General features: G+C 66.3%; 14 protein-coding genes, 1 rRNA gene and 1 pseudogene. 11 read left to right on the top strand and 5 right to left on the bottom strand.

Annotated features, from left to right (window positions below; genetic code table 11):
- Positions 1 to 159: 159 nt before the first annotated feature.
- Positions 160 to 275, top strand: a 5S ribosomal RNA gene (rrf, locus tag G4G93_RS03800).
- A gap of 350 nt (positions 276 to 625) precedes the next feature.
- On the opposite strand, the gene G4G93_RS03795 is transcribed toward rrf, so the two are convergent.
- Positions 626 to 2,656 (bottom strand): PAS domain-containing hybrid sensor histidine kinase/response regulator, encoded by a 2,031-nt coding sequence (locus G4G93_RS03795; RefSeq protein ID WP_165081266.1) that lies wholly within the window; start codon positions 2,654 to 2,656, stop codon positions 626 to 628.
- A gap of 135 nt (positions 2,657 to 2,791) precedes the next feature.
- Positions 2,792 to 3,511 (bottom strand): annotated as a pseudogene (locus tag G4G93_RS03790) (ATP-binding protein); the annotation flags it as partial.
- A 262-nt stretch (positions 3,512 to 3,773) separates the two neighbouring features.
- Here G4G93_RS03790 and G4G93_RS03785 point away from each other — a divergent pair.
- The 3 genes from G4G93_RS03785 (at position 3,774) to G4G93_RS03775 (ending at position 7,678) form a co-directional block, all read left to right on the top strand.
- Positions 3,774 to 4,574, top strand: a complete 801-nt coding sequence (locus G4G93_RS03785) for a TnsA endonuclease N-terminal domain-containing protein (RefSeq protein ID WP_165081264.1) — start codon at positions 3,774 to 3,776, stop codon at positions 4,572 to 4,574.
- Complete coding sequence (locus G4G93_RS03780) at positions 4,472 to 6,370, top strand: Mu transposase C-terminal domain-containing protein (protein ID WP_165081262.1); 1,899 nt, start codon at positions 4,472 to 4,474, stop codon at positions 6,368 to 6,370. The genes G4G93_RS03785 and G4G93_RS03780 overlap by 103 nt, the downstream gene beginning before the upstream one ends.
- Positions 6,371 to 6,556: 186 nt before the next feature.
- The gene (locus G4G93_RS03775) at positions 6,557 to 7,678 is read left to right on the top strand and encodes a hypothetical protein (protein ID WP_165081260.1); all 1,122 of its coding nucleotides are present in this window, start codon (positions 6,557 to 6,559) and stop codon (positions 7,676 to 7,678) included.
- A gap of 182 nt (positions 7,679 to 7,860) precedes the next feature.
- On the opposite strand, the gene G4G93_RS03770 is transcribed toward G4G93_RS03775, so the two are convergent.
- Positions 7,861 to 9,045, bottom strand: a complete 1,185-nt coding sequence (locus tag G4G93_RS03770; RefSeq protein ID WP_206289445.1) for an RNA-guided endonuclease TnpB family protein — start codon at positions 9,043 to 9,045, stop codon at positions 7,861 to 7,863.
- Positions 9,046 to 9,174: 129 nt separating this feature from the next.
- Positions 9,175 to 10,839 carry a group II intron reverse transcriptase/maturase gene (gene ltrA, locus G4G93_RS03765; RefSeq protein ID WP_165081258.1) on the bottom strand — a complete coding sequence of 555 codons (1,665 nt, stop codon included), beginning with the start codon at positions 10,837 to 10,839 and terminating at the stop codon, positions 9,175 to 9,177.
- A 948-nt stretch (positions 10,840 to 11,787) separates the two neighbouring features.
- Between ltrA and G4G93_RS03760 the strand changes: the two genes are divergently transcribed.
- The 4 genes from G4G93_RS03760 (at position 11,788) to G4G93_RS03745 (ending at position 16,659) form a co-directional block, all read left to right on the top strand.
- Positions 11,788 to 13,065, top strand: coding sequence for a hypothetical protein (locus tag G4G93_RS03760; protein WP_165081256.1), 1,278 nt, complete (start codon positions 11,788 to 11,790; stop codon positions 13,063 to 13,065).
- Positions 13,066 to 13,518: 453 nt separating this feature from the next.
- Positions 13,519 to 14,421, top strand: a complete 903-nt coding sequence (locus tag G4G93_RS03755) for a TniB family NTP-binding protein (RefSeq protein ID WP_165081254.1) — start codon at positions 13,519 to 13,521, stop codon at positions 14,419 to 14,421.
- The gene (locus G4G93_RS03750; RefSeq protein ID WP_165081252.1) at positions 14,390 to 15,484 is read left to right on the top strand and encodes a TniQ family protein; all 1,095 of its coding nucleotides are present in this window, start codon (positions 14,390 to 14,392) and stop codon (positions 15,482 to 15,484) included. Before G4G93_RS03755 ends, G4G93_RS03750 begins: the two co-directional genes overlap by 32 nt.
- Before the next feature lie 209 nt (positions 15,485 to 15,693).
- Complete coding sequence (locus tag G4G93_RS03745; RefSeq protein WP_165081250.1) at positions 15,694 to 16,659, top strand: hypothetical protein; 966 nt, start codon at positions 15,694 to 15,696, stop codon at positions 16,657 to 16,659.
- Here the strand turns inward: G4G93_RS03745 and G4G93_RS03740 are convergent.
- Positions 16,654 to 17,559, bottom strand: coding sequence for a hypothetical protein (locus G4G93_RS03740; RefSeq protein ID WP_246736483.1), 906 nt, complete (start codon positions 17,557 to 17,559; stop codon positions 16,654 to 16,656). The genes G4G93_RS03745 and G4G93_RS03740 overlap by 6 nt on opposite strands.
- A gap of 367 nt (positions 17,560 to 17,926) precedes the next feature.
- Between G4G93_RS03740 and G4G93_RS03735 the strand changes: the two genes are divergently transcribed.
- The 3 genes from G4G93_RS03735 to G4G93_RS03725 all read left to right on the top strand — a co-directional run bounded on the left by G4G93_RS03735 (position 17,927) and on the right by G4G93_RS03725 (position 21,509).
- On the top strand, positions 17,927 to 18,859 hold the full coding sequence (locus G4G93_RS03735; protein WP_206289444.1) for a hypothetical protein: 933 nt from the start codon (positions 17,927 to 17,929) through the stop codon (positions 18,857 to 18,859).
- A gap of 7 nt (positions 18,860 to 18,866) precedes the next feature.
- On the top strand, positions 18,867 to 19,697 hold the full coding sequence (locus G4G93_RS03730) for a hypothetical protein (protein ID WP_165081248.1): 831 nt from the start codon (positions 18,867 to 18,869) through the stop codon (positions 19,695 to 19,697).
- A gap of 150 nt (positions 19,698 to 19,847) precedes the next feature.
- Positions 19,848 to 21,509: a DUF3987 domain-containing protein gene (locus G4G93_RS03725; protein WP_165081246.1), complete on the top strand. Its 1,662-nt coding sequence runs from the start codon at positions 19,848 to 19,850 to the stop codon at positions 21,507 to 21,509.
- Positions 21,510 to 21,841: the final 332 nt, after the last annotated feature.

Here is a 21,841-nt window from a genome sequence, read left to right as displayed (position 1 = left end):
TAACGCGCTGAGCTGACCAGTACTAATCGCTCGATCGGCTTGATCGCTCTCATGATCCGTGTCCGGATCAACCCCGACACCACGACACGATGAAGACGCCTGACGCAGCCGAGCGGCTGCCACAGAACGAATGCTTGCTGGACGAACGTGCTTGGCCGGTCTGGTGGTCTGAGCGGGGTGATCAGAACCCGATCCCATCTCGAACTCGGCCGTTAACCGCCCCAGCGCCCATGGTACTGTGTCTCAAGACACGGGAGAGTCGGTCACCGCCAGACCTGCCAAGCACGTCACGTTCCCTCTGCACGATTCTCGAACGCCAAGCCCGCCAGGCTCAACCCTGGCGGGCTTTGTCGCGTTCAGAGGCCCTTACCACCGCACGGCCAATCCAATGCCGGACCAAGGGCTCTGCATTTCTCCCGGCCATCCGGGGCTGTGCCCGTCATGTCCGAGTTCGAAGAGTCGCGGATGGCATTCCAGACGCTCTGAAGATCGGACTTCGAAGAAATCCGGACGCTGGGCCAGCTCGGCCGACACACTCGCAATTCAAACAAGTCTGGTGCCGATGCTCCACGCGGGCTCGCCGCTCGCCGGGTCGATCCCGGTGCGAACGGCATGCCGATCGGGTTCAGGCCGCCCTCGCCTCCAGGAGCCCCGGCAGGGCTTTCAGGTCGAGAGGCTTCGACAGGAAACCGTCGAAGCCGGCGGCGAGGGCGGCGGCTTGGTCCTCGGCCTGGACGTTGGCGGTCACCGCGACGAGCCGTGTCCGCGCGAGGCGGTGCTGGGCCTCGTAGGTGCGCAGGCACCGCGCGGCTTCGAGGCCGTCGAGGATCGGCATGCGGATGTCGACGAGCGCGAGGTCGAAGGGTGTCGTCGATGATGCAGCTTCCTGCAACCGCGTCACCGCTTCGGCACCGTCCCGCGCCCAGAGCACGACGGCCCCGAGACGCTCCAGCGCCTTGGTGGCCAGGAGCGCGTTGATCGGGTTGTCCTCGGCCAGCAGCACTCGCGGACGGCAGGAGGAGGGTCGCGGTGCGGTTGCAGCTGCGCTCGGGCTGCGGGCCGGCGGCGGGGCCGGCTCGGCGAGGCGGGCGAGCAGGGAGGTCAGGCGCACCGGCTTGATGAGGTAGCGGTCGAACCCTGCCGCCGCCGGCGAGCCGAAATCGCGCCGGTCGAACGGTGACAGGAGCACGATGCTGCGGCTCACGCCGGCCTGACGGGCGGCGGTCGCGATCCGGCGGACGACCGCGTCGCCGAGGGCGCGGTCGGCGATGACGGAACCGAACGTCGATCCGCCGGACAGCGCGGCGACGGCTTCGGCCTCCGTCTCGACCACCACGGCCTCGGCGCCGGCCCGGCCGAGACGGCGCGCGATGTAGGGCGCCTCGAAGGCCGCCGCGGCGACCACCAGGACGCGCTGTCCCGTGAGACGCGGCATCGGCGGCCGGGGCGGGATCACGGTGCTCCGCAGGGGAAGACGAACCGTGAAGCAGCTGCCCTCGCCCGGGAGCGAAGTGACGGCGAGGCGGCCGCCCATCCGATCGACGAGGCGCTGGGTGATCGCCAATCCGAGGCCGGTCCCCTCGTGGCGGCGGCTGGCGCTGCCGTCGCCCTGCTCGAATTCCTGAAACAGCACCGGCAGGCGCTCCTCGGGAATGCCCGGACCGGTATCATGCACGGCCAGGATCAGCTCCTCGGCATCCCAGGACGCCGTGACGCCGACGCCGCCGGCCTCGGTGAACTTCACCGCATTGCCGGCGAGGTTGATCAGGATCTGCCGCACACGGTCGGAATCGCCGATCAGCGCGGCCGGCAACGCCTCGATGTCGGCGGCGATCTCCAGACCCTTGTCCTGCGCCCGGGGCGCCAGCAGCTCGACCACGCTCTCGACCAGCGTCGCCGGGTCGAAGGGCTCCGCCGCGAGGTCGAGCCGTCCGGCTTCGATCTTCGAGAAGTCGAGAATACCGTCGATGAGCGACAACAGGGCCTCGCCGGAGGTCTTGACCGCCTCGGCATAAGTGCGCTGCTCGGGGCTCAAGGACGTGTCGAGCATTAGGTCGGCCATGCCCATGATGCCGTTGAGCGGCGTGCGGAACTCGTGGCTGACGCTGGCGAGGAAGCGCGATTTCGCCACGCTCGCCGCCTCAGCCCGGCGGCGGGCCTCCTCGAGGGAGCGGGCGGATTCGACCCGCTCGGTGACGTCGCGGCCCGCCCGCAGCACCTCGGCCCGGCCGTCGCGCCCGACCGTGACGGTCTCGACGAAGGCGAACCAGCGCAACGGCCCTCCCCCCGCAGGCACGATCGCCACGTCGACGAGGCGGGCGCCGTCGGCGCGCTGGCGCATCGCACCGGTCTCGGCCACGTCGGCCTCGCGGGTGGTGCCGAGCAACGCCGCGGGCGTGGTGCCGAGCAGGTCGGCGAAACCCTGGTTGGCGAAGGTGATGCGCCCTTCCGCATCGCGCTGGACCACGAGTTCGATCTGCGCCTCGACTAGGCTGCGATAGCGCTCCTCGCTCTCCGAGGTACGCCAGACGAGGTCGTGCAGGCGCTCGACCTCACCGTCGCGCCAGATCCGGGTCAGGCGTCGGCCGCTCCGCCAGTGCCAAGCCAGCCAGGCAAGGACCGAGGCGCCACCGGCTGCCGCGCAGAGCCACACCATCCCACATCCTCCACCGCACCGTCGCGAGTATGCCGGGCGGAGCTGAAAGATGAGTTGGGAAAGTGACTTAGCGGATCGTGCGGAGAAGCGGGACGATTTGCGGGACCAATGTAACGCCCGCTTCACCACGACGGTTCAGGCGGCGACGGTGCGCCGGTCTGCCTGGCTGCGGTAGGACAGGGCCTCGGCGAGGTGGAGCCGGCGCACCCGCGCCTCGCCGTCGAGGTCGGCGAGCGTGCGGGCGACGCGCAGCACCCGGTGGAAGCCGCGGGCGGAGAGCCGCATGGCGTCGGCGGCGTCACGGATCAGGGCCATCCCGTCGGCATCGGGACGCGCCGCCTCCTCGATCAGCGTCGCCGGGCAGGAGGCGTTGGTGGTACCGGGGGGCTGGCCGGCCTCCGCGTAGCGCCGCTCCTGGCGGGTTCGCGCCGCGGCGACCCGTGCGGCGGCCTCCGCGGAGCCCTCCTCCGGTGGCGGCAGGATCAGGTCGGCGGCGCTGACTGCCGGCACCTCGATCTGCAGGTCGATCCGGTCGAGGAGCGGACCGGAGAGCCGGGCCTGGTACTGGGCGACGCAGCGCTCGTTGGGCCCGCGCCGGCAGGCGAAGCCCGGCTCGGTGGCCTGACCGCAGCGGCACGGATTCATCGCCGCCACCAGCTGGAACCGGGCCGGATAGGTCACCCGGTGGTTGGCGCGGGCGATCATGACGTTGCCGGTCTCCAGCGGCTGGCGCAGGGAATCGAGCACCTGGCCGTTGAACTCGGGCAGTTCGTCGAGGAAGAGGACGCCGCCATGGGCGAGCGACACCTCGCCGGGCCGGGCGCCGATGCCGCTGTCACTTCCACCAAACACCGCGACTCGACCATAACAAAAACAACGATTTAACAGGGTTTCCACCCCAAAACCCCAAGATTCTACACCCATAAATTCCGCGACTGGATCGCGTTTTCCAGGAAATTCCGCGACCGGATTTCGCCGCCTCACACGGCCGCGCCGAGCCCGCCGAATTTTTGCGATCCCGCTGCCCTTTCCATGCTCCTTCCGCTTGGGGACACTCCCGCGCATGCCACGTCCGTCCCCGAAATCTTCGGCGCGAAGCGCTTCGACCAGGCCGGCCGTGCCGCTCGCGCCCGGCAGCGCGTCGGCGCGCACCATCGGCATGGGCCACCGCTCGGTCCGCGGCATGGTTCAGGTAAAGGGCGCGTCGATCGCCCATGAGAGCACGCTCGAACGCGACCTCCTGACGATCCTGGACTTCCTGCCCTCGGCCCAGCGGGTGCGCGGGCAACCCATCACGATCCCCTTCCGCGATCCGATCACTCACAGGCCCCGCCGGTACACGCCGGACGTGGCGGTGGAATTCGTCGGGCCGAATGCGGCCCAGCCCTCGGCCGCCGCGGCGACGCCGATGATCTACGAGGTGAAGTACCGGGCGGACCTGATGGCGCAGTGGCCGCGCCTGAAGCCGGCGTTCCTGGCGGCGCGCGCCTATGCGCGCGAGCAGGGTGCGACGTTCAGGATTCTGACCGAGACAGAGATCCGCACGCCGTTGCTCGCCAACGTGACGTTCCTGCGCCCGTACCTCCGGCGCGCGGAGCACGACGGGTTCGAGGAGACGCTGATCGCGACGCTGATGGCCTACGAGGAGGCCACGCCCGAGATCGTGCTGCTCGCGTGCTTCTCCGACGAGCACAGCCGCCTGCAGGCACTCCCGCACCTGTGGCGCTTACTTGCGCAGGGTCGGATCGAGGCTGATCTCACCCTAGACCTGACGATGAAGACCCCGATCTGGGTCGCTGAGGACGAGGCCACGACATGGAGCGATCCGCATTCATACGCCTTGCGCCCTCTTGTGAGGTCCGCTGCGGAGCGGCGACGTATCGCATCACCCATGAGATCGATCTCGACAGCGTCCTAGGCGAGAACGTCGCGACGGGGGAGCGCAAGCGGCTCAAGGTCGCCGATATCGAGGCGGTGCAGCCGGATACAGACGGGCCAGCCGAGAAGCAGCGCCGGGCGAGCGACATCTCGGACAAGGCGTGGGCGGTCGCCGAGCAGCGCTGGGCGATCATCAAGCCGTTGGTGGACCGCGGCATCATCCCGCGCGCCGAGGTCGAGGCGGTCGCGGCCCGGGCGGGTGTCGATCCGAGCACGATCTACCGCTGGCTCTCGGACTACAGCCACTCGGGGCACCTCTCGGCCCTGGCCCCGACGACGGCGGGCCGCCCGCCGGGGCGGACATCGCTGTCGCCGGAGGTCGAGGCGGTGATCGCTGGCGCGATCGAGGACGCGTTCCTGACGCGGCAGAAGCTGAAGCCCTCCGACATCATCGAGAAGGTCGAGGCCGCCTGCCGCCAGGCGAAGCTGCCAGTGCCGGGTAAGAATACGGTACGGGCGCGTATCGCGGCGCTGCATCCGCAACTCGTTTTGCGCCGGCGCGGTCAGAAGGCGAAGGCGGACAACCTCGGCAAGCCGGTTCGCGGGCATTTTCCGGGCGCGGACAAGCCGTTGGCGGTGATCCAGATCGATCACACGCAGGTCGACGTGATCGTGGTCGAGGAGACGACGCGGCTGCCGATGGGTCGACCGTGGCTGACGCTCGCGATCGACGTGTATTCGCGCATGGTCACGGGCTACCACCTGTCGATGGAGCGACCGAACGCCAACGCGGTCGGCCTGTGCCTGTCCATGAGCATGCTGCCCAAGGGGTCGGTGCTGGAGGCGCTCGGCGTGCCCGGCGAGTGGCCGGTCTACGGACGCTTGGCGAAGGTGATGGCGGACAACGCCAAGGAGTTTCGCGGCAAGCTGCTCGCGCGAGCGTGCCGGGACTGGGGCATCGACCTCGATTTCCGGCCGGTGAAGACCCCCCACTACGGCGGTCACATCGAGCGCCTGATGGGGACGACCGCCAACGAGGTGCGCAAGCTCGACGGCGCGACGTTCTCGAACACGCGCCAGCGCGAGGGCTACAATTCCGAGGGCATGGCCAGCATGACCCTCGGTGAGGTCGAGCGGTACCTCGTCGACTTTCTCACCACGACCTATCACATGCGCCTGCACAGCGAGATCGCGATGACACCGCGGCGCAGGTGGCAAGTCGGTCTACTGGGCGACGGGATCCAACCCGGGGCGGGGTTGCCGGAAAAGATCGCCGACGCGGAGAAGCTCCGGCTCGACTTCACGCCGTGCCTCGAGCGCACGATCCAGCGCTACGGCGTCGAGATGGACAAGATCGGCTACCAGGACGAGGTCCTGTATCGCTGGGCCGGCGCGACCGATCCGAACGATCCGAAGCGGCCGCGACAGTTCGAATTCCGCCGGGATCCCCGCGACGTCAGCCGGATCTGGTTCTGGGACCCGGAGATCCAGCGATACTTCGCGATCCCGTATCGCGATCTCAGCCACCCGTCGGTCAGCCTGTGGCAGATCAAGGCCGCAAAGGCGGAACTCAAACGCCAGGGCGTTCTCGACGTCGATGAGGACGCGCTGTTCAAGGCCATCGCGCGCCGGGAGGGTTATGCCGAGGAAGCGCGAGCCAAGACCAAGGCGGCCCGCCGTGAGTTTCATCGTGCTACGCGGGTGAAGCCCGCCCCGGCAGCATCGGCCGTGCAGGAACCGCAGCCGAGCACGCCGAGCCTACGCGAGGAAGACGGGCTCTTCGATACGCCTCCGATCATCTACGGCGACATCGAGCCAGCGGAATTTCAGCGCTGACGTAGGGTGCGACGAACCGTTTTTCGGCCGTCGTCGGACCCGTACTCGATCGGCCGGATCGCCGATGGTCACTGCATCAGTGACGCCCTCAGTCTTGCCGGCCAGTCCTGACACAGCGTTGCATTGGCGCAGTGTGGTGAAGCGGCCACCGTCAGTCAGCGCTCCCGTCGCACCCACGAGGCCATCATGCCGTTCTACGACCTGCCGCCCGATCTCCGGTCTGCGTGGTCCCTCTATCCGCATCTCAGCCAGCAGGATGTCCTGCGGATGCGCCGCCACCCGCTCCCTGGGTACTTCGGCAGGCCAGAGGTCCGCCAGGTCTTGGCGACGTGGGAGGTCCACACGCTCGCCGATCTCGTGCAGCTCCTGCCCGAGGAGATCTTGAGCCTCCCAGGCGCGACGTTCGACGCATTCGGATGGATCGCGCAGTGCCTGTCGCTGGTGACGGTCCGTTGCCCGCCCTCGGACACGCTGACCGCAGACGACTTCGCGCGCCTGGACGCAGTTCCCTTGCGTGACGCCGGCCTGTCGGCGGGCTCCACCGCCACGCTGAAGATGGCCGGTCTGAAGACGCTCGGAGATCTGGCTCGCATGGCCGCGGTGACCCGTGACGCGCTCGGATTGAGCCTCGACGAGCAACGCCGCTGCATCTCGGCTTTCCAGGTGAACCCGGAGCCATCTCTGGACGAGGACGACGTCGGCGATCAACGCCCTCTGCCGCCCAACTTCGGATCTCAGGCGTTCGGGAACCGATCGCTGGGCCGATCATGGCTCGGCCCGGCGTTACAGGCCGAGGGGCTCGGGACGTACGCGGACGTCATGGCGTTCCTCGCCGATACACCCGAGGATGCGCGTCGCCGGTTCAGAGCCAAAACCCGAGCCGGGATCGAACACCTCATCGACCACGACGCCGACCAGCTTCGGGCCGAACACGCGGACGGGCCCGAGCTCTATCGGCTTCCCTATCGTTCCCACCACCAACCAATTGTGCCGATGGGGGTGGATTGGCATCGCGAACGGTCGATCCTGTCACGAGGCCGGTGGACCGACGCAGATCCGGAACCAGCCTGGGCCAAAGCGCTCTATCGGCATGGAATCGACAGTTTCGGCCTTCTCGCCGAAGCCGACCTCGCTTTCCTTTGGATCGTCGCCGATGGCGATCCGGACCCGATGTGCGCGATGATCGTCGCCCTGCGCCGCGCGTTGATGGACTGCAAGGTCGCCGGTTCGAGCCTCAACGTCTACGGCCCGCACGAGCCCGGCTTTACCGCCGGCGCGCGGGTCAAACGGCACGGGGTCGACCCGTAAGGCCCCTGAGCACGTCTCTCAGCGATCGACGTCGACACTCCGCCGCTCCTGTGGGCCATGCGGATGGCGGCCGAACGCTCCGCCATGCCCGCTCAACCGAAGACGGCCCCCTCATCAACTTCGATCGCGTGAAAGCCAATTGACAGAACCTCCCCGACCTAAAGGTCGAGGATTCCTGCGGCTCACGCCGCAAGTTCCTGTTTCACAGAGGATGCGCACCGGGCTAAGCCCGTTGCGTCTGACGTCCCCTCCACAGGCGATCGCCGAGGGTGTGCCCCGGCCCTGACCGCGTGCCCCGCGGCCAGGATATTGTGCGACGCGTTCACGTCGCGGTCGTGCGTGACGCCGCAGGCGTCGCACGTCCAGGTCCGGACGTGCAGCGCCCGTTTCGGACCGACGGTGCCGCAACACGAGCACGCGCGCGTGCTCGGGTAGAAGCGGTCGATGGCGACGAGGTCCCGCACGTACCACGCCGCCTTGTACCGGAGCATCGCGAGCAGCGAGCCCCAGGCTGCGTCGTAGAGCGAGCGCGCGAGCCGCGTGCGGGCGAGCCCGCGCAGGCTCAGCGTCTCGACATGGATCGCTTGGTTCTCGCGGATCCACCGCGTCGAGAGCTTGTGATGATGGTCACGCCGCGCGTCGGCGACGCGGGCGTGAAGGCGCGCGACCGCGCGCCGAGCCTTCTCCCGATTCTTCGAGCCTTTCTTCTTACGGGCGAGAACGCGTTGCGCCCGGCGGAGACGATGCTGGCGCTGGCGCAGCCAGCGCGGGTTGGCCACAGACGCGCCGTCCGAGGAGACAGCGAGCCTCATCAGACCAAGATCGATGCCGATCGCCGGTCGCAGCGGCTCCGGCGCAGGCTCGGGCTCGACCTCGACCCGAAACGTCACGTGCCAGCGGCCCGCTGCATCGAGCGAGATCGTCACGGATGAGGGCGCGCTCGGCAGTTCCCGCGACCAGCGGATCGCCAGGGGCTGATTCATCAGCGCAAGCGTAAGCTCGCCATCGCGCCAGCGGAACCCCGTCTTCATGAACGTCGCCGCTTGCGGATCGCGCCGTGACTTAAACCGCGGCTTTCCCCCGAGCCGCTGGAAGAAGCGGACGTAGCCCGCCTCCAAGTGCCGGAGCGTCTGCTGCACCGGTACCGACGAGACCTCGGCGAGCCACGGCCACTCAGCCTTCCAAACCGGCAGCCAGCGCGACATCACCTTGAACGGGATGCGCTCGCGGCGCTCCCGCCAAGCCGTCTCGCGTTCGTAGAGCGCGCGGTTGTAGACGACGCGCACGCACCCGAAGGTGCGCCGGAGCAAGTCAGCTTGCTCAGGCGTCGGGTCGAACCGGTACCGGTAGCCCGCCGCGAACGTCATGGTTGGAGCCTAGATGCTCGTTCCGCGCGCAACAACGCCGCGAACGCTTTCATCCCGCCGGGTAGCGGGGACGCATTGCTGCGTCCCCGCCCCCTAAGAACCGTGCGTGAGAGTTTCCCCTCACACGGCTCAAGCCTCGACGGCTTGGTATCCTGTCCGCTGATGATGCGCGTGGTGGCACCAACGGTGGGCAAGCATCCTGTTCACCAGATCGTTCGAACCGCCTTCGTGCTTCCGCACGATGTGATGGTCGTCGATCGGGTCTCCAGGCCAGAAGGCGACATGGCAAAGGCCACAGGCGTTAGCTTGTGCTCTCAGCATCGCCAACCGGCTTTTCCGGTACGCCTCTCGCGCCATGCTGCGTTGCTTCCGCTGTTCCCAGTATTCCCGCTGTGCGGGGTTCATGGGCGAGGAACGGCCAATCACCTTCGTGAAGCGTGTGATTGGTGTCGCATTGTGGCGGTAGAGTTGGGCCGTACCGTCGATGAGCGTCCAGTAGCCATCATCACGGAAGTAGCGCCTCACAACCCATTTGCTGGGCTTGTTCGGGTGCCTCCGCTTCGCCCAGGCCCATAACATGGCCCAGACGCGATGACTGGCGTAGGAAAACGTCTCCTTGGCGGCACAGTGTCGATAGTAATACGCCCAACCTCGAACCCGGGGTCCTAGATCGGCTATCACTACCGAAACAGGCGTCTGCTTATTCGCGTTCAGATAGGCCTTGAGTTGAGCTAGATGCCCAAGCACCTTGGCCTTCTGAGGGCGCGCCAGCAGCGTCCTGCCCATTTGCCTGATCTCGAAGCCGAGGAAGTTGAACCCGTCGTCGACATGGACAATCCGGGTTTTCGCTTCACTCAGTCGTAGTCCCCGTTCGGCGAGGAATGCCTCGACCTTCGGAGTGACGTACGCTTCGAGGACTTCCCGTGAGGGAGCGGTGATCACGAAGTCGTCGGCGTAGCGGATGAGGTTGACGCCTCGATCCGCGTTCCGTCGTTGGGCTGGGGACACTTGGCTCCCGTCCGCTCGCTCGGCACCGAACAGTCGCTCCATGCCGTCCAAGGCGATGTTCGCCAAGAGAGGAGAGATGACCCCTCCCTGCGGCGTTCCCGTCTCGGACGGCGCGAGCTTACCGAACTCCACGACGCCGGCCTTGAGCCAGCGTCGGATCACCGTCGTGAACACCGGCAGTCGCTGCAACAGAGCATCATGATCGATATTGTCGAAGCATCCGCTGATATCCGCATCGAGCACCCATTTGCTGCTACCCTTCTGGTTCAGCGTCGTATGGATGGCCTCGATAGCATCATGACAGGAACGCCCGGGCCGGAACCCGTAGGAGTTGGCCTCGAAACGGCTCTCCCATTCCGGCTCCAGCGCCATCTTGACGATGGCCTGCATGACACGATCCCTCACGGTCGGAATCCCCAGAGGGCGCAACTTTCCGCCGGACTTCGGGATGTGAACCCGCCGTACCGGTTTCGGCTTGTACCCGTGGAGACTCAGGCCGTCCTTCAGGAGCGCCAAGCGGCTCTCCGGGGTGTTGCACACCACCCCATCGACGCCTGACGTGTGCTTGCCGCCATTCTCCTGGGTCACCTGTCGGACACCCTTGAGCCTGGCGGACGTGGAGCGGACGAGGAGCTTTTGAAGGTTCTTCACCTTCGCATGCTTCCCATCCGCGGCCGCTCGGAAGATGCGGTCCTGGATATGGCGCACGTTCGCCTCGGCGGCGGTCCAGTTGATGTCGGACCACCGCTTCAGTTCACGCTCGTTGGTCTGTTCGATGACGAGCATCGTCTAACGTCTCCAACGACTGGCACCATGCCAGCACCTCGCTTCCGCTGAGACCTGCCGGAAGTCTGCGTCCTTTCGGACTGGGTATGTCCCGCTCACGCGGGCCCTATCCGCGCCATTACAGTGCGGCCTTCGCTTTCTCCGGCTTTCCTCTACCCCCTCCGCCGTCCCCCTTCCTTGCGGTCGGGATACCGCCTGCCGGCGGGACGAGTGGGGCTTACCCAGTTGATCAGACCGAAGATGCGGTCCGAGGAGGTTGGAGCCTGTGACCCGGCGGGGTTCATGAACATCGCCGACACAACGTTGATGTGTCGGACCTACCCGCTTACCATTTTGGTCCTGCCTGTCAGCCCCTTTGGCAGGTTGGCGTTCACGAGTCTTTAGATTGGCTCTTCGCAGTTGCTCAACCTCTCGGTCCTCCCCTAGCCCTCAACCAGCCTGAGGCTGCCAGTATCGGGACATTGTCCCCGGGGCTTCGCACGTTGAATTACTTCTTCGCACGCCCGGGTAGGGGCACCTGGATGTCGCAGGGTCCTGGCCAAACGATTGGCTAGGCACTTCGAATCTCATCCTTACGAGTCAGGTAACTGTGCAGTTCTCCCTTTCTCTCTGGTCGCAACGGCGTAAACGCCGGGGCCTTTCGCTCCCATCAAGTAACAGATTGCGCTGTTCCACGAAGCCGAGGCTGCGATCCATGCCGCCTTCGACGCCATGGCTGACTGGGGCGACGTAAAGATCGCCCGGTTCGTCCGCGCCCACCGCCGCTGATCCTCTTCCACCGTGCGGGCGACGCAGCCCCCACGGACCGCGACGATAAATGCACCTTGTGGAACACCACCCACGAGGGCGCGATCGCCATCGCCAATGCGCGCCCGGAACGGCGCGGTCAGATCCAGCGCCCCGTCGCGTGGGGCCGCCTGCCCGACGACCTAGGATGCCGAGGCCGCGATGCACGCAACGTTTTCGGACCTCGTGCACCTCACCAACGACGAAATCATCCACTTTGGGCCCGAGCACCCCTACATCAGGTTCCTTCGGACCTTTGCCCAGGCGGCCTGTCCCACCAACGCCGCTGCAGCGTGTCCGAGCTGCCCGCGACACCAAAATCCTCATATCCCATTGGAGTTCGACATGGCCCGCCGGTCCACATGCCGGGGGTTCGGCGATATCGCACGTCCGCACCCCACGACCTATACCTCCGAACACGCCTGCCAGAATTTCTGCGAGCGTCTCCAGCGCCAGATATTTGATCAATCTGCCGCCTTCACAGAACCCCTAGGAGAGATCGGCAGCCTCGCTCTAGGGCTGTTCTTCCGGCATCGGAAAGCCAGCATCGAGTTCGTCGAGCGATGCTACGGCAACCTTCTGTCGAAGTTGCAAACGGTCGCAAGCGAGGAGACCATCGCGACGATGCGGACCCTCAAGAAAGTCCAGCGTCAGATCGATGTCTGGATCGAAGCGGAAACGCTCGTTCGCAGAGGCAATCTGGGCGTCTCGCTGTGCGGCCTGACCTACAAGCAGGAACGGGGGTTCTATCACGTCACGCAGTACAATCCGCAGGTTCACCTCAGCGTCCACGCCATGGCGCGGTTCATGAACCGGGCCAAAGCCCCGCCGCAGATCTTGATCGAGCGCCTCGGAGAGATCGCCATGATGGCACGGCTGTTTTCCGACTGTACCTCAACGTCCGGGGCAATCGCCATCGCGATCCCCGAAGGCCTGATCCACGGGCGCGTCGGCGAAACGCCGGCCGACAACGCTTTCTGCTGGGAGAGCCTGATCAGCGGGCAGTTCGACGTCGAGCGCATCGGTCGTGTGACGCGACCGCGCTGTGAGCACGGGGAACCCGATGTCATCGACCTGATGACGTTCTACCCCCGCGAAGACCTCAATCCCCATCTCGCAGCGCTCTACGATCGGTTGCTCATCCTTCAAAACGCATGCGAGGGCGCGGCCAAAGTCGCCTATGCCATCGCCTTTCAAGCACATGAACCGACGGACGCCGAGCGCGCTTGCCTCGCAGTCGCACAAACCGCGGTCCAGAAGCACCACGAGAGCGATCTGCACACCGCGTACCGGCGGAGGCGAGAGGATCGCGAGACCTCAGCGTTCGTTGCTCGGCTCAATCGCGAGGTCACCTCGCTTCCGGCCGAGACGGCAATGATGGCCGCCCACCAAGCCGCACTCCGCCAAATCGGGATCACGCCCGCCGCAAACCAGATTTGAAAGACGAGGCCGATCAAATGTGGTACTAGACCTGTCAGGGCAATTGAGAAATCGTCACGGACTGGTACCGCTATGAGCGCGGTCACGTCGACGCGCATGGCAAGGAAGCCATCGTCGACTGCACCGATTGCGGCGGCACCGGCTACGAGAACCCAATGTTTCTCGATAGCGGCGCGGTCGCCGCCGAGAACCTCGCCCTGCCATGGACATCGCTCCGCCAGTTCAAGTTGGGTCCCAGCCCCTGCCGGGGCGACACGCCCATTGCCAATTCTGCGCAACCGCTATCGCTCATTCTGCGCAGGTGCTTGGACGCCGCCGAAGGGTGACACCCACCGCCCGAGCGCCTGTCCCCGTTCTCCACAGCGCTCCACAGGCCTGAGGACAGCGCGCCCCAGCCCGTTGATCAGCGTCCCGGATTAGAACAAAACAGGAACTCGATCTGCGAGGCCGCCGATGTCCGAGCGCTATCCCCACCTCCAGCCGGATGTCCGGCTCCTCGTGGACCGCTCGCGCCAGGAGCGGATCGCGTTCGTCCAGTCCGATCAGTGGATCGGCTACCCGGCGGCAACGGCGGCGATGGATCGGCTGGAGAGCATCCTCCACCACGCCAGGGCCCGGCGGATGGAAAACTGCCTGCTGATCGGGGACAGCAACAACGGCAAGAGCACCATCCTGGAGACCTTCGCCGCCCGTCACGGCGATCCGGTGCGCCTGCGCGAGCCCGACGGGCTGACCGGTCATCGGCCACTCTCGGTCGTCCTCATCGAGATGCCGAAGGAGGCCAACGAGGCCCTGTTCTGGGAAGCGATCCTGGAACGCTTGCGCTGCGCGCCGCCCCGGCGAAGCGAGAACCTGATGCGCTACACCTGCGCAATCCTCGATCAGCTCGCGGTGCGCATGCTGATGATCGATGAGTTGCACAACATCACGCGCCTGCCCCCGCGCGCCCAGCGCGACCGGCTGCTCCTGCTCAAAAGCCTGAGCAACCGCCTGCGTCTGCCCATCGTCGCGGCGGGAACACGCGACGCCGAGGCCGCGCTCAAGACCGACGAGCAGACCGCCAACCGGTTCGAGCCGTTCGTGTTGCCGCGCTGGCGATTGAACCAGGAATTTCGCTCGTTCGTGGCGAGCTACGAGCGGCTTTTGCCACTGCCCGAGCCCTCGAACCTCGCCGACAAGGAGCCCCTGACGGCCCTGTTCAATGTGTCTGAAGGCACCGTCGGTCGGGTCGTGCGGGTGATCCAGCGAGCCACCGAGACCGCGATCGAGGCCGGCAAGCCTAGGGTCGATCTGGCGCTCCTCGAGGCCGCGTCGCGGTTGCCGTATGGCGGGGAACGGCGTCGCGCAGCCGGCTGAGGGTGCCATGCGCTGGCCCCTGCCCTCAGCCCCCTACGACGACGAGATCCTGAGCTCGTATCTCGCGCGCGCCGCGTTCAGGCACCGCCTGCCACCAACCGTGTTCGCTGCCCAATGGTGGCCGGACCGACCGGTCTGGAACCGCGATCTCGACCGCGGCGAGGAAACCGCCTGGCTCGCCGACCTCGCGGGCCGCGCCGGTCTCACCCTCGAACGGGTGCAGACGATGACGCTCGATGCCCTGCGCCGCCGGTTCGGCCGGGGATCGGGCGATACGCCGCTGATCCTGTCCGCCGGGATTTTTCACCGCACACGGGTGCGACACGCGGTTCAGATCTGCCCGCGATGCTTGGCAGACGGGGAGCCGTACGTGCGGCGAGCGTGGCGCTACAGCTTCGTGCTCTCCTGCCCGAGCTGCATGACGCTGCTCCGCGATGCCTGCCCCCATTGTGGGGCCGCCATCGTGCCCCATCGCAGCTACCGCTGGCGATTGGATGCCTGCCACGCGTGCGGGCTCGATCTCGCGCATCGCGATCCGCATCCCGCGGTGGTCCCGCCGGCCGCGCTCGACTTGCAGGCCCGCCTGCTCGCTGTGCTCGCGAACGACCCGGGTACGACGGTCGGGCCCTGGGAAGGGGATGACGCCTTTTCCGGATTGCGTGCGCTGGTGACAGTGGCCCGGCATCCCGATGTGCTGCCCGCCTTGCGCGCCGCCCTCGGGCTCGACGCGGCCTCGATCTCAGCATGCCGGTTCGAGAGAATGCGGGCCGGCAATCGCGCCGTCATCCTCGAGACCGTCGGTCACTGGCTCAGTGACTGGCCGAACCGCTTCTTCGTCGCCGCCGGCAGCGCCGGGCTCACCCAGCGCAGCTTCCGCAAAGTCGCCCAGCCCGGCGACCTCGCACTCCAGATCCTGCGCCTGCCCGAAGGATTCGCCCGCGATCGGACCTTCGTCCCCGTGCTCCAGGACCGCGCCCTCAAGCGCCTGCGCCGACAGAACCGCGCCGGGTACCGGCGCGTGCGGGCCGCCCGCCTCCTCGCCGCCACGGATCCGCGCCGATGAGGGCAACCTGCCGCATCTGTCGCCGCCATCGCCCCGTGATGGCGGACGACCGGATCTGCTTCCCCTGCTCGGTCGGAATCACCCACACGTGCCCGATCTGCCAGGCCGTCATACCCGGAAGCGGCCACGCTCCCTGCTACCCCTGCAGCCAGCGACGCCGTTCCGAGCGCCAGATCGCCGAGGAAGCCGCAACGATCCCGATCCGCTGGATGTCCGGGATGTTCATCGCCTTCTGTGAGAGCGGTCGCATTCCCCTCGACAACGGCCTCGCCACCGAGCGCATCGCCCGGGCGGCAGACGCTTGCCGTCGGATCGCGCTCACGGCTCCGAACCCCGAGCGCCTCACCACCGACGCGCTCCACGCCGCGATCGGCGCAGAGGGCACACGACGCGTCGCACCCCTGATCGCCTTCATGAGCGATGTCGGCGTCCTCGACTGGGACCGGGCCCGGCTCCAGGTTCTGATCGAGAACGAGCGGGTCGAGGCGATCCTGACAGCGCATCGGGACAGCCCGCACGCGCCCTTGCTGCGCCGGTACCGCGACAGCCTCGCGGCCCGGAACAGGAAGCCGATCACTCAGCGGACCGCGCTCACGGCCGCCCTCGCCCTCCTCGCCGAACTCGGCGACGCCACGCTCGGCGACTTGAGCCAGCGCCACCTCGCACGTGCGCTGCGCAAAAGCCCCGGGCACCGGGCCGCGCTCCAGGGCTTTCTCAGCTTCGTCGCCACTCAGGGCGGTCCGACCCTGACCTCGCCCAAGCCGCGCCGTCTCAGTCCGGTCGCCCAAGAGAAGCGGCTGCGCGCTGAGATCAAAGCCTGGCGAAAGCGCCTGGAGAGGCCGCGCAGCGCCGGAGAGGCGCGCGCCATGCTCATCATGCTCCTGGCTCGGATCTGCGCCCTGCCGATCACCCGCGTCCTTGCGCTTCGGCGCGACGAGATCGTGGTCACCCGCAACAGCGTCACGCTATGGCCGGCGGCCGAGGCGATCATCCTCGAAGAACCGTTCGCCAGCACGTTCCTGCGCTGGGCCAGATGGACATCGGGTTGGAGCAGTCAGCCCGGCCCCTGGGCGTTCCCCGGCCGGCACGGGCACCAACCCCTGTCAGAGGCTGCCATCGCCTACCACCTCGACCGGAGACCTACGCCGGCCGAGAACGATCGGCGCAGGTCATGAACGTCCATCATAGACCACCTGAGGGTCCGGGTGGCCGCCTGAGAACACCCAGCCGCATCGCGCCACCGATTTGGTGATCCGGTCTTTTGGCTTCTGAGCCAGCCGAGCCCGAAACGTGGCCTCCACTTGTTCCGCGGTCGCGCCCGCGCCCGCCGGATCGGCCCATGTCAGGCCATCGTAGTTCTGTGGCTTCGGTGGTCGAATCGTGCTGCCCGGCCCACAGTAGCCGTGCAGGGCGAATGCGCGGTACCGCAGAACGTGGAGGGCATGCACCTCCGGGAGCGACCGAGCTTGGCTGTCGGTCAGCTTCGCGATGAAGCTCGGCGCGTAGAAGATGTTGCGGAGATCCGTGTAGGCCTCCGGGTCGCTCGAACTCGCGTAGAGGTGGCAGCAGGTCAGATCGCGTGTCATCGCGCGCTTCAAACCCGTGCTCCACTCGAAGGCGACGGCCGGGCTCGCATTGTCGTCGACCATCACGCCGCCGGTGATCGTGCCCCGGTCGGCCGTCCGACCCCGTACCGTATGGAAGACGGCTCGGCGTCCGGTCGCCGCGACCACGTCGGGATGCGCGAAGAGCGACAGGGACGCGATCGCTTGATCGATCGATCCCCATGGGGATGCGGCGATCAGGAAATCCAGCACCGCCCGCCCATCGTACTCGAACGCAGCGAGCGTCTTGGGGCAGCCCTTTTCTTCGATCGTAGACGGCGGCTTGAGCCACGCGGCGGCAGGTTGGACCACGATGCCACCGAAGCGCGCCTCGCGCGCCCAGCAGGCTATGCCGTCGACGAAGATCGGCGTGTCGCCATCGACGATGACATCATCGCCATTCGACACTTGGATGTCGGCCCCGAGGAGGGAGGTGTTCGCAAGATCGACCGGCCGACCGGCCCAATCCACGAGGCGTCCTTCGCACGCCCGACAGATCGCAGCTGGGTAGGAGACCGAACCTCGTCCCTCGCCGCTACAGACCGGACAGATCTCACCGCCCGGATGCCATCCGACCATGGCTGCCCCCTTCCCTTTCCGTGAGTGAACCACGACGGGGTCGAGGCAGGAAGGGATCGAGCAGCTTGATCTCACATGTGCCGAGAGCCGCGATAATGCGGACACTCGCGTTCGCCGAGCCCATGCTGTCCGCCGATCTGCTCCTTGATCGAACAAAGGTTCAGCGACGACTGTGCCCTCCTGGAACGAATGCGGTCTCTATCGGGAACACACTACGTACATCTGCGTTGGGGACTATCGAAAGCACGGCGGTCGAGGGGTGGGCCAGCACGTTGCTCCATCAGCAAAAGGCTGGCCGATGCCGTTTGTGAAAACGCTCTCCGTGGGCCACGGAGACATGTTCTACATCTCGCATGCGAGCGACAACTTCACCATCATCGACTGTCACCTACAGGAACACAATAAGGCCGCCTTGCTTGCACAGGTGTGGACAGAAGCCAGCAAGAAAGGATGCGTACGGTTCATCTCGACGCACCCAGACGAAGATCACATCGCTGGATTGAAGGATCTCGATGAGGTCCTAAGCCTGCAAAATTTCTATTGCGTGACGAACAAGGCGACGAAGGATGACCCTTCGGTTTCGTTCAAGCACTACTGCATGCTGCGAGACGGACCGAAGGCTTTCCACATATCGCAGGGTTGTACCCGCAAGTGGATGAATGAAGCTGATGCCACTCGAGGATCGGCCGGCCTCAGTATCCTATGGCCGCGGTTGAACAATCCTCATTTCATCGACGCCTGGGTTGATGCCAAGCACGGCCTCGCATTCAACAACCTTTCCACGGTTGTTCAGTACAACGCCGCGAACGGCGTCAAGATGCTGTGGCTCGGTGATCTTGAGACCGCGTTCATGGAGGCGATCACCGATGAGGTGCCTCTCGAGAAGGTCCATATCATCTTTGCCTCACACCATGGGCGCAAGTCCGGCAAGATCCCGAACGCATGGCTCGACAAGCTCGACCCCAACATTATCGTGATCGGGGAAGCACCGAGCCGCCACCTGCATTACTACCGCGGCTACCGCAAGCTCACTCAGGCGAAGGCTGGTCATATCACCTTCGACCTGACCGACGCGAACAAGGTGCATATCTACGCGTCCGAGCTCGCATACATTCCGGAGAATTGCCCGCTCGATTGGGAGGGCCAGACGCGATTTGACGCCCTGTACTATACCGGAACTCTGAATATCTGAGGCATAGGTGCCCGACCTCGCGAAACTCTTCGACGGCGTGAAGCTGTTTGATGCTTACAGCCTCCGCGCCCGCGTCTGTCCGGCGCTCCTTGCGTTCCTGCCGACGCTGGCGCTCCTCTTCGTTCTGGTACCGTGGGATCGCCTGCGGCTGTCCAACACGCTGGTCAGCGTGATGAGCCTCGTTCTCCTCTACGCAGCTACCGACTTGGCGCAACGACGAGGCAAGGTCGTCGAAGTCAAGCTCGGGACGCGGACGTCGCCGGAGATCTGGCACCGGAACGACCCTGCAATCCCGGAGCCGTCAAAGGCCCGCTACCGAGCCTTCGTGGCCGCAAAGATATCGGTGCCCGTACCGGCGGAACAGGATGAGCAGACGCAGTTGCAGCAGGCAAACGCCTTCTACCTCGCCGCAGCCGATTGGTTGCGGGAGAACACGCGCGACCACAAGCGGTTCTCGATCCTATTCGACAACCTCATCAGCTACGGCTACCGGCGCAACCTCCTCGGACTGAAGCCGGTCGCTCTTGTCTGCAACGGATTTGTCGCATCATCGGCTGCGGCGATCCTCTGGCTCCAGCCTCCTCTGTTCACACGGATCGAGGATCTGAACGAGAAGCTCCTCGGCGTCACAGTCGCCGTCGTGCTTCACTCGGCTTACATGCTGTTCGCCGTTACTGCCGCGCCTGTCCGTGACGCATCACGGACTTATGGACGACGACTCGCGCTGAGTTGCGAAGGACTGCTCGCAGCAGATCCGAAAGCGACTTCAAAACCGAAGTCTCCGCGTGCAGCCAGCAAGAAAGGACTATCCAAGGCGCACAAATCCGGACCCGCATGAGGCGGTTCTGTTCACCGTCAGGATGAAGAACATCTTCAGCATACCGGTTGAACGATCAGCTTGTCGTCCTGGGGACAGCGGGTACGACAGGGCTGCGTTAGGTTTGAGACGCCTCCCTAAGGTCCGTCACGAACCACCAGGCGCAAGGCCATGCCCAACCCCAACGACCCCGCCGAGGATGGACTGCCCGGTACGGCCGACCTGCGGCCCGAAGCCTTCACCTGGGACGCGCCCGATCGGTCGCTCCTCTCCAGCGACTTCGGTGATGCGCCCCGCTTCCCGGTCGACATGCTCGGGCCGTTCTGGTCGCAGTGGGTCGCACTGTCAGCCCGGGCGGCGAATGCGCCAATCGACTACACCGCCGGCACCCTGCTCGCCACCGTTGGGGCCATGCTCGGCAATGTGCGCTGGCCCAACGTCGAAGGCGTCTGGGAGCACCCGTGCGTGCTCTGGATCGGTCTCGTCGGAAACCCTTCGACCGCCAAGAGCCCTGGCATGCGCCCCGTGCGCAAGTTGATCCACGCCATCGAGCAAGAGCGCGCCCGCCAGATCAGCGACGCCGGACCGGCGCACCGGCTGCAAGCCCTCGTGGCCGAATACATGGACCGGTCCTGGAAGCGCGAGGTCGAGGAGACGCTCGCAACCCGACCCAAGCCGGCCAAGATCGAGGATCTCGCCAAAGACGAGGTGCCGCCCAATCCTCTGGAAGGGCTGCCGGCCTGGCCGAGCGAGGCCCAGGTCCCGGCGGCCCCGGTGGTGCCGGTGTTGCACGTCGTCGATGCGACCACGGAAGGCCTGATCGCCACCGCGGCCGGCTCGCCCCGCGGCCTGCTGCAGTTCTCCGACGAGCTCGCCGGCTGGTTCGGCGGCTTCGACCGCTACCGCGCCAAGGGCGTGAGCGCCGATCGGCCGTTCTGGCTGAAAGCCTTCGATGGGGATCCCTACAGCGTGATCCGCAAGGGCGGCGACCTGAAGAACGGCCTGCGCACGCCCGTGGAGATCCCGCATCTCTCGATCGGCGTCATCGGCAGCGTCCAGCCCGATCCGCTGCGCGCCTTTCTGACGAAGACCGACGACGGGCTCGCCCACCGCTTCCTCTGGATGTGGCCGAGGCCGGCGAAGACGTTCACGATCCCGCGGCGCACGGACACGAACGAGCGCGCCGACGACGCGGCCGCCCTTGCCGCCCTCATGCGCATCGAGTGCCTGCAGCAGGACCAGAGGGCCGACCCCGATCGGCCAGAGCCAGAGCGGATCGAGCTGACCGACGAGGCCGTCGACCGGCTTCAGGATTTCGGTCAGCAGATGATGGACGCGGCCGAGGGCTGCAGCGCCTGGTACGCCTCGACCCTGAACAAGGCTCCCGGCCAGGTCCTGCGGCTCAGCGCCGTGCTCAGTTTCCTCCACTGGTGCGCCGAGCCGGACGGCACCCCGGTGCCGCGGCGCATCGGCGGCGCGCAGATGCAGGAGGCGATCATCCTGATGAGCTCCTACTTCCTTCAGCAGGCCCGTCGCGTCCGGCAGACCGCGGCCGTCGGCGACGGCGAGGCCGACGCCCGCGCGGTGCTCGCCGTCATCCGCGAGCGCAAATGGGAGCGCTTCACCGGGCGTCAGCTTCAGCGCGTCGCGAGCGGTCGCCTCGCTGACACCCGTAACCGCAAGGCCGCCTGTGAGATCCTCGTCGAGGCCGGTCTCCTGCGCGAGGACTTCCATCGCGCCGGCGAGACCAAGGGCCGGGCGCGAGAGGAGTACGTCGTCAACACCGGCGCGCTCTGGCCCCAGGCCCCAGCCGATACCGCCGAGGCCGCCTGAACCCGCGACCCTTCCGTCGCTACCGACGCTATTGTCAGAACCGCTCCAGGACAAGGGAACCGAACCCGTCCGTCGTACCCAGCACGACCGGGCCACGCATCACCGACGGTGCCGACAGTACCGACAATAGGTCGTATCCCGCAGCGTTGCGGACGTGAACGCCATGTCCGCGGTGCTCATCGCGTCACAGAAAGAAGCGATTCGTGTCGCCCTCCAGCCGGCTTGAATGCCCAAGCGCGAGAGCTCTCACGGCTTCGCAGGTCACACTGGCGAAACGACCGCTGTTGAAACAACGCTTGGGCGGATCGCGGCCGAGCTTTCCGCTACCTGTC

Origin of the sequence: Methylobacterium sp. DB0501, assembly GCF_011043735.1 — a bacterium.
GTDB classification, from domain to species: Bacteria; Pseudomonadota; Alphaproteobacteria; order Rhizobiales; family Beijerinckiaceae; genus Methylobacterium; species Methylobacterium alsaeris.
This window is presented reverse-complemented; position numbering and strand designations above follow the sequence as displayed.

What these genes read in the sequence shown, in the direction of transcription:
- G4G93_RS03795 (WP_165081266.1), bottom strand. Translation starts at nt 2,656, where the DNA reads ATGGTGTGGCTCTGCGCGGCAGCCGGTGGCGCCTCGGTCCTTGCCTGG.
- G4G93_RS03780 (WP_165081262.1), top strand. Translation starts at nt 4,472, where the DNA reads ATGGAGCGATCCGCATTCATACGCCTTGCGCCCTCTTGTGAGGTCCGC.
- G4G93_RS03775 (WP_165081260.1), top strand. Translation starts at nt 6,557, where the DNA reads ATGCCGTTCTACGACCTGCCGCCCGATCTCCGGTCTGCGTGGTCCCTC.
- G4G93_RS03770 (WP_206289445.1), bottom strand. Translation starts at nt 9,045, where the DNA reads ATGACGTTCGCGGCGGGCTACCGGTACCGGTTCGACCCGACGCCTGAG.
- ltrA (WP_165081258.1), bottom strand. Translation starts at nt 10,839, where the DNA reads ATGCTCGTCATCGAACAGACCAACGAGCGTGAACTGAAGCGGTGGTCC.
- G4G93_RS03760 (WP_165081256.1), top strand. Translation starts at nt 11,788, where the DNA reads ATGCACGCAACGTTTTCGGACCTCGTGCACCTCACCAACGACGAAATC.
- G4G93_RS03755 (WP_165081254.1), top strand. Translation starts at nt 13,519, where the DNA reads ATGTCCGAGCGCTATCCCCACCTCCAGCCGGATGTCCGGCTCCTCGTG.
- G4G93_RS03750 (WP_165081252.1), top strand. Translation starts at nt 14,390, where the DNA reads ATGGCGGGGAACGGCGTCGCGCAGCCGGCTGAGGGTGCCATGCGCTGG.
- G4G93_RS03745 (WP_165081250.1), top strand. Translation starts at nt 15,694, where the DNA reads ATGTCCGGGATGTTCATCGCCTTCTGTGAGAGCGGTCGCATTCCCCTC.
- G4G93_RS03725 (WP_165081246.1), top strand. Translation starts at nt 19,848, where the DNA reads ATGCCCAACCCCAACGACCCCGCCGAGGATGGACTGCCCGGTACGGCC.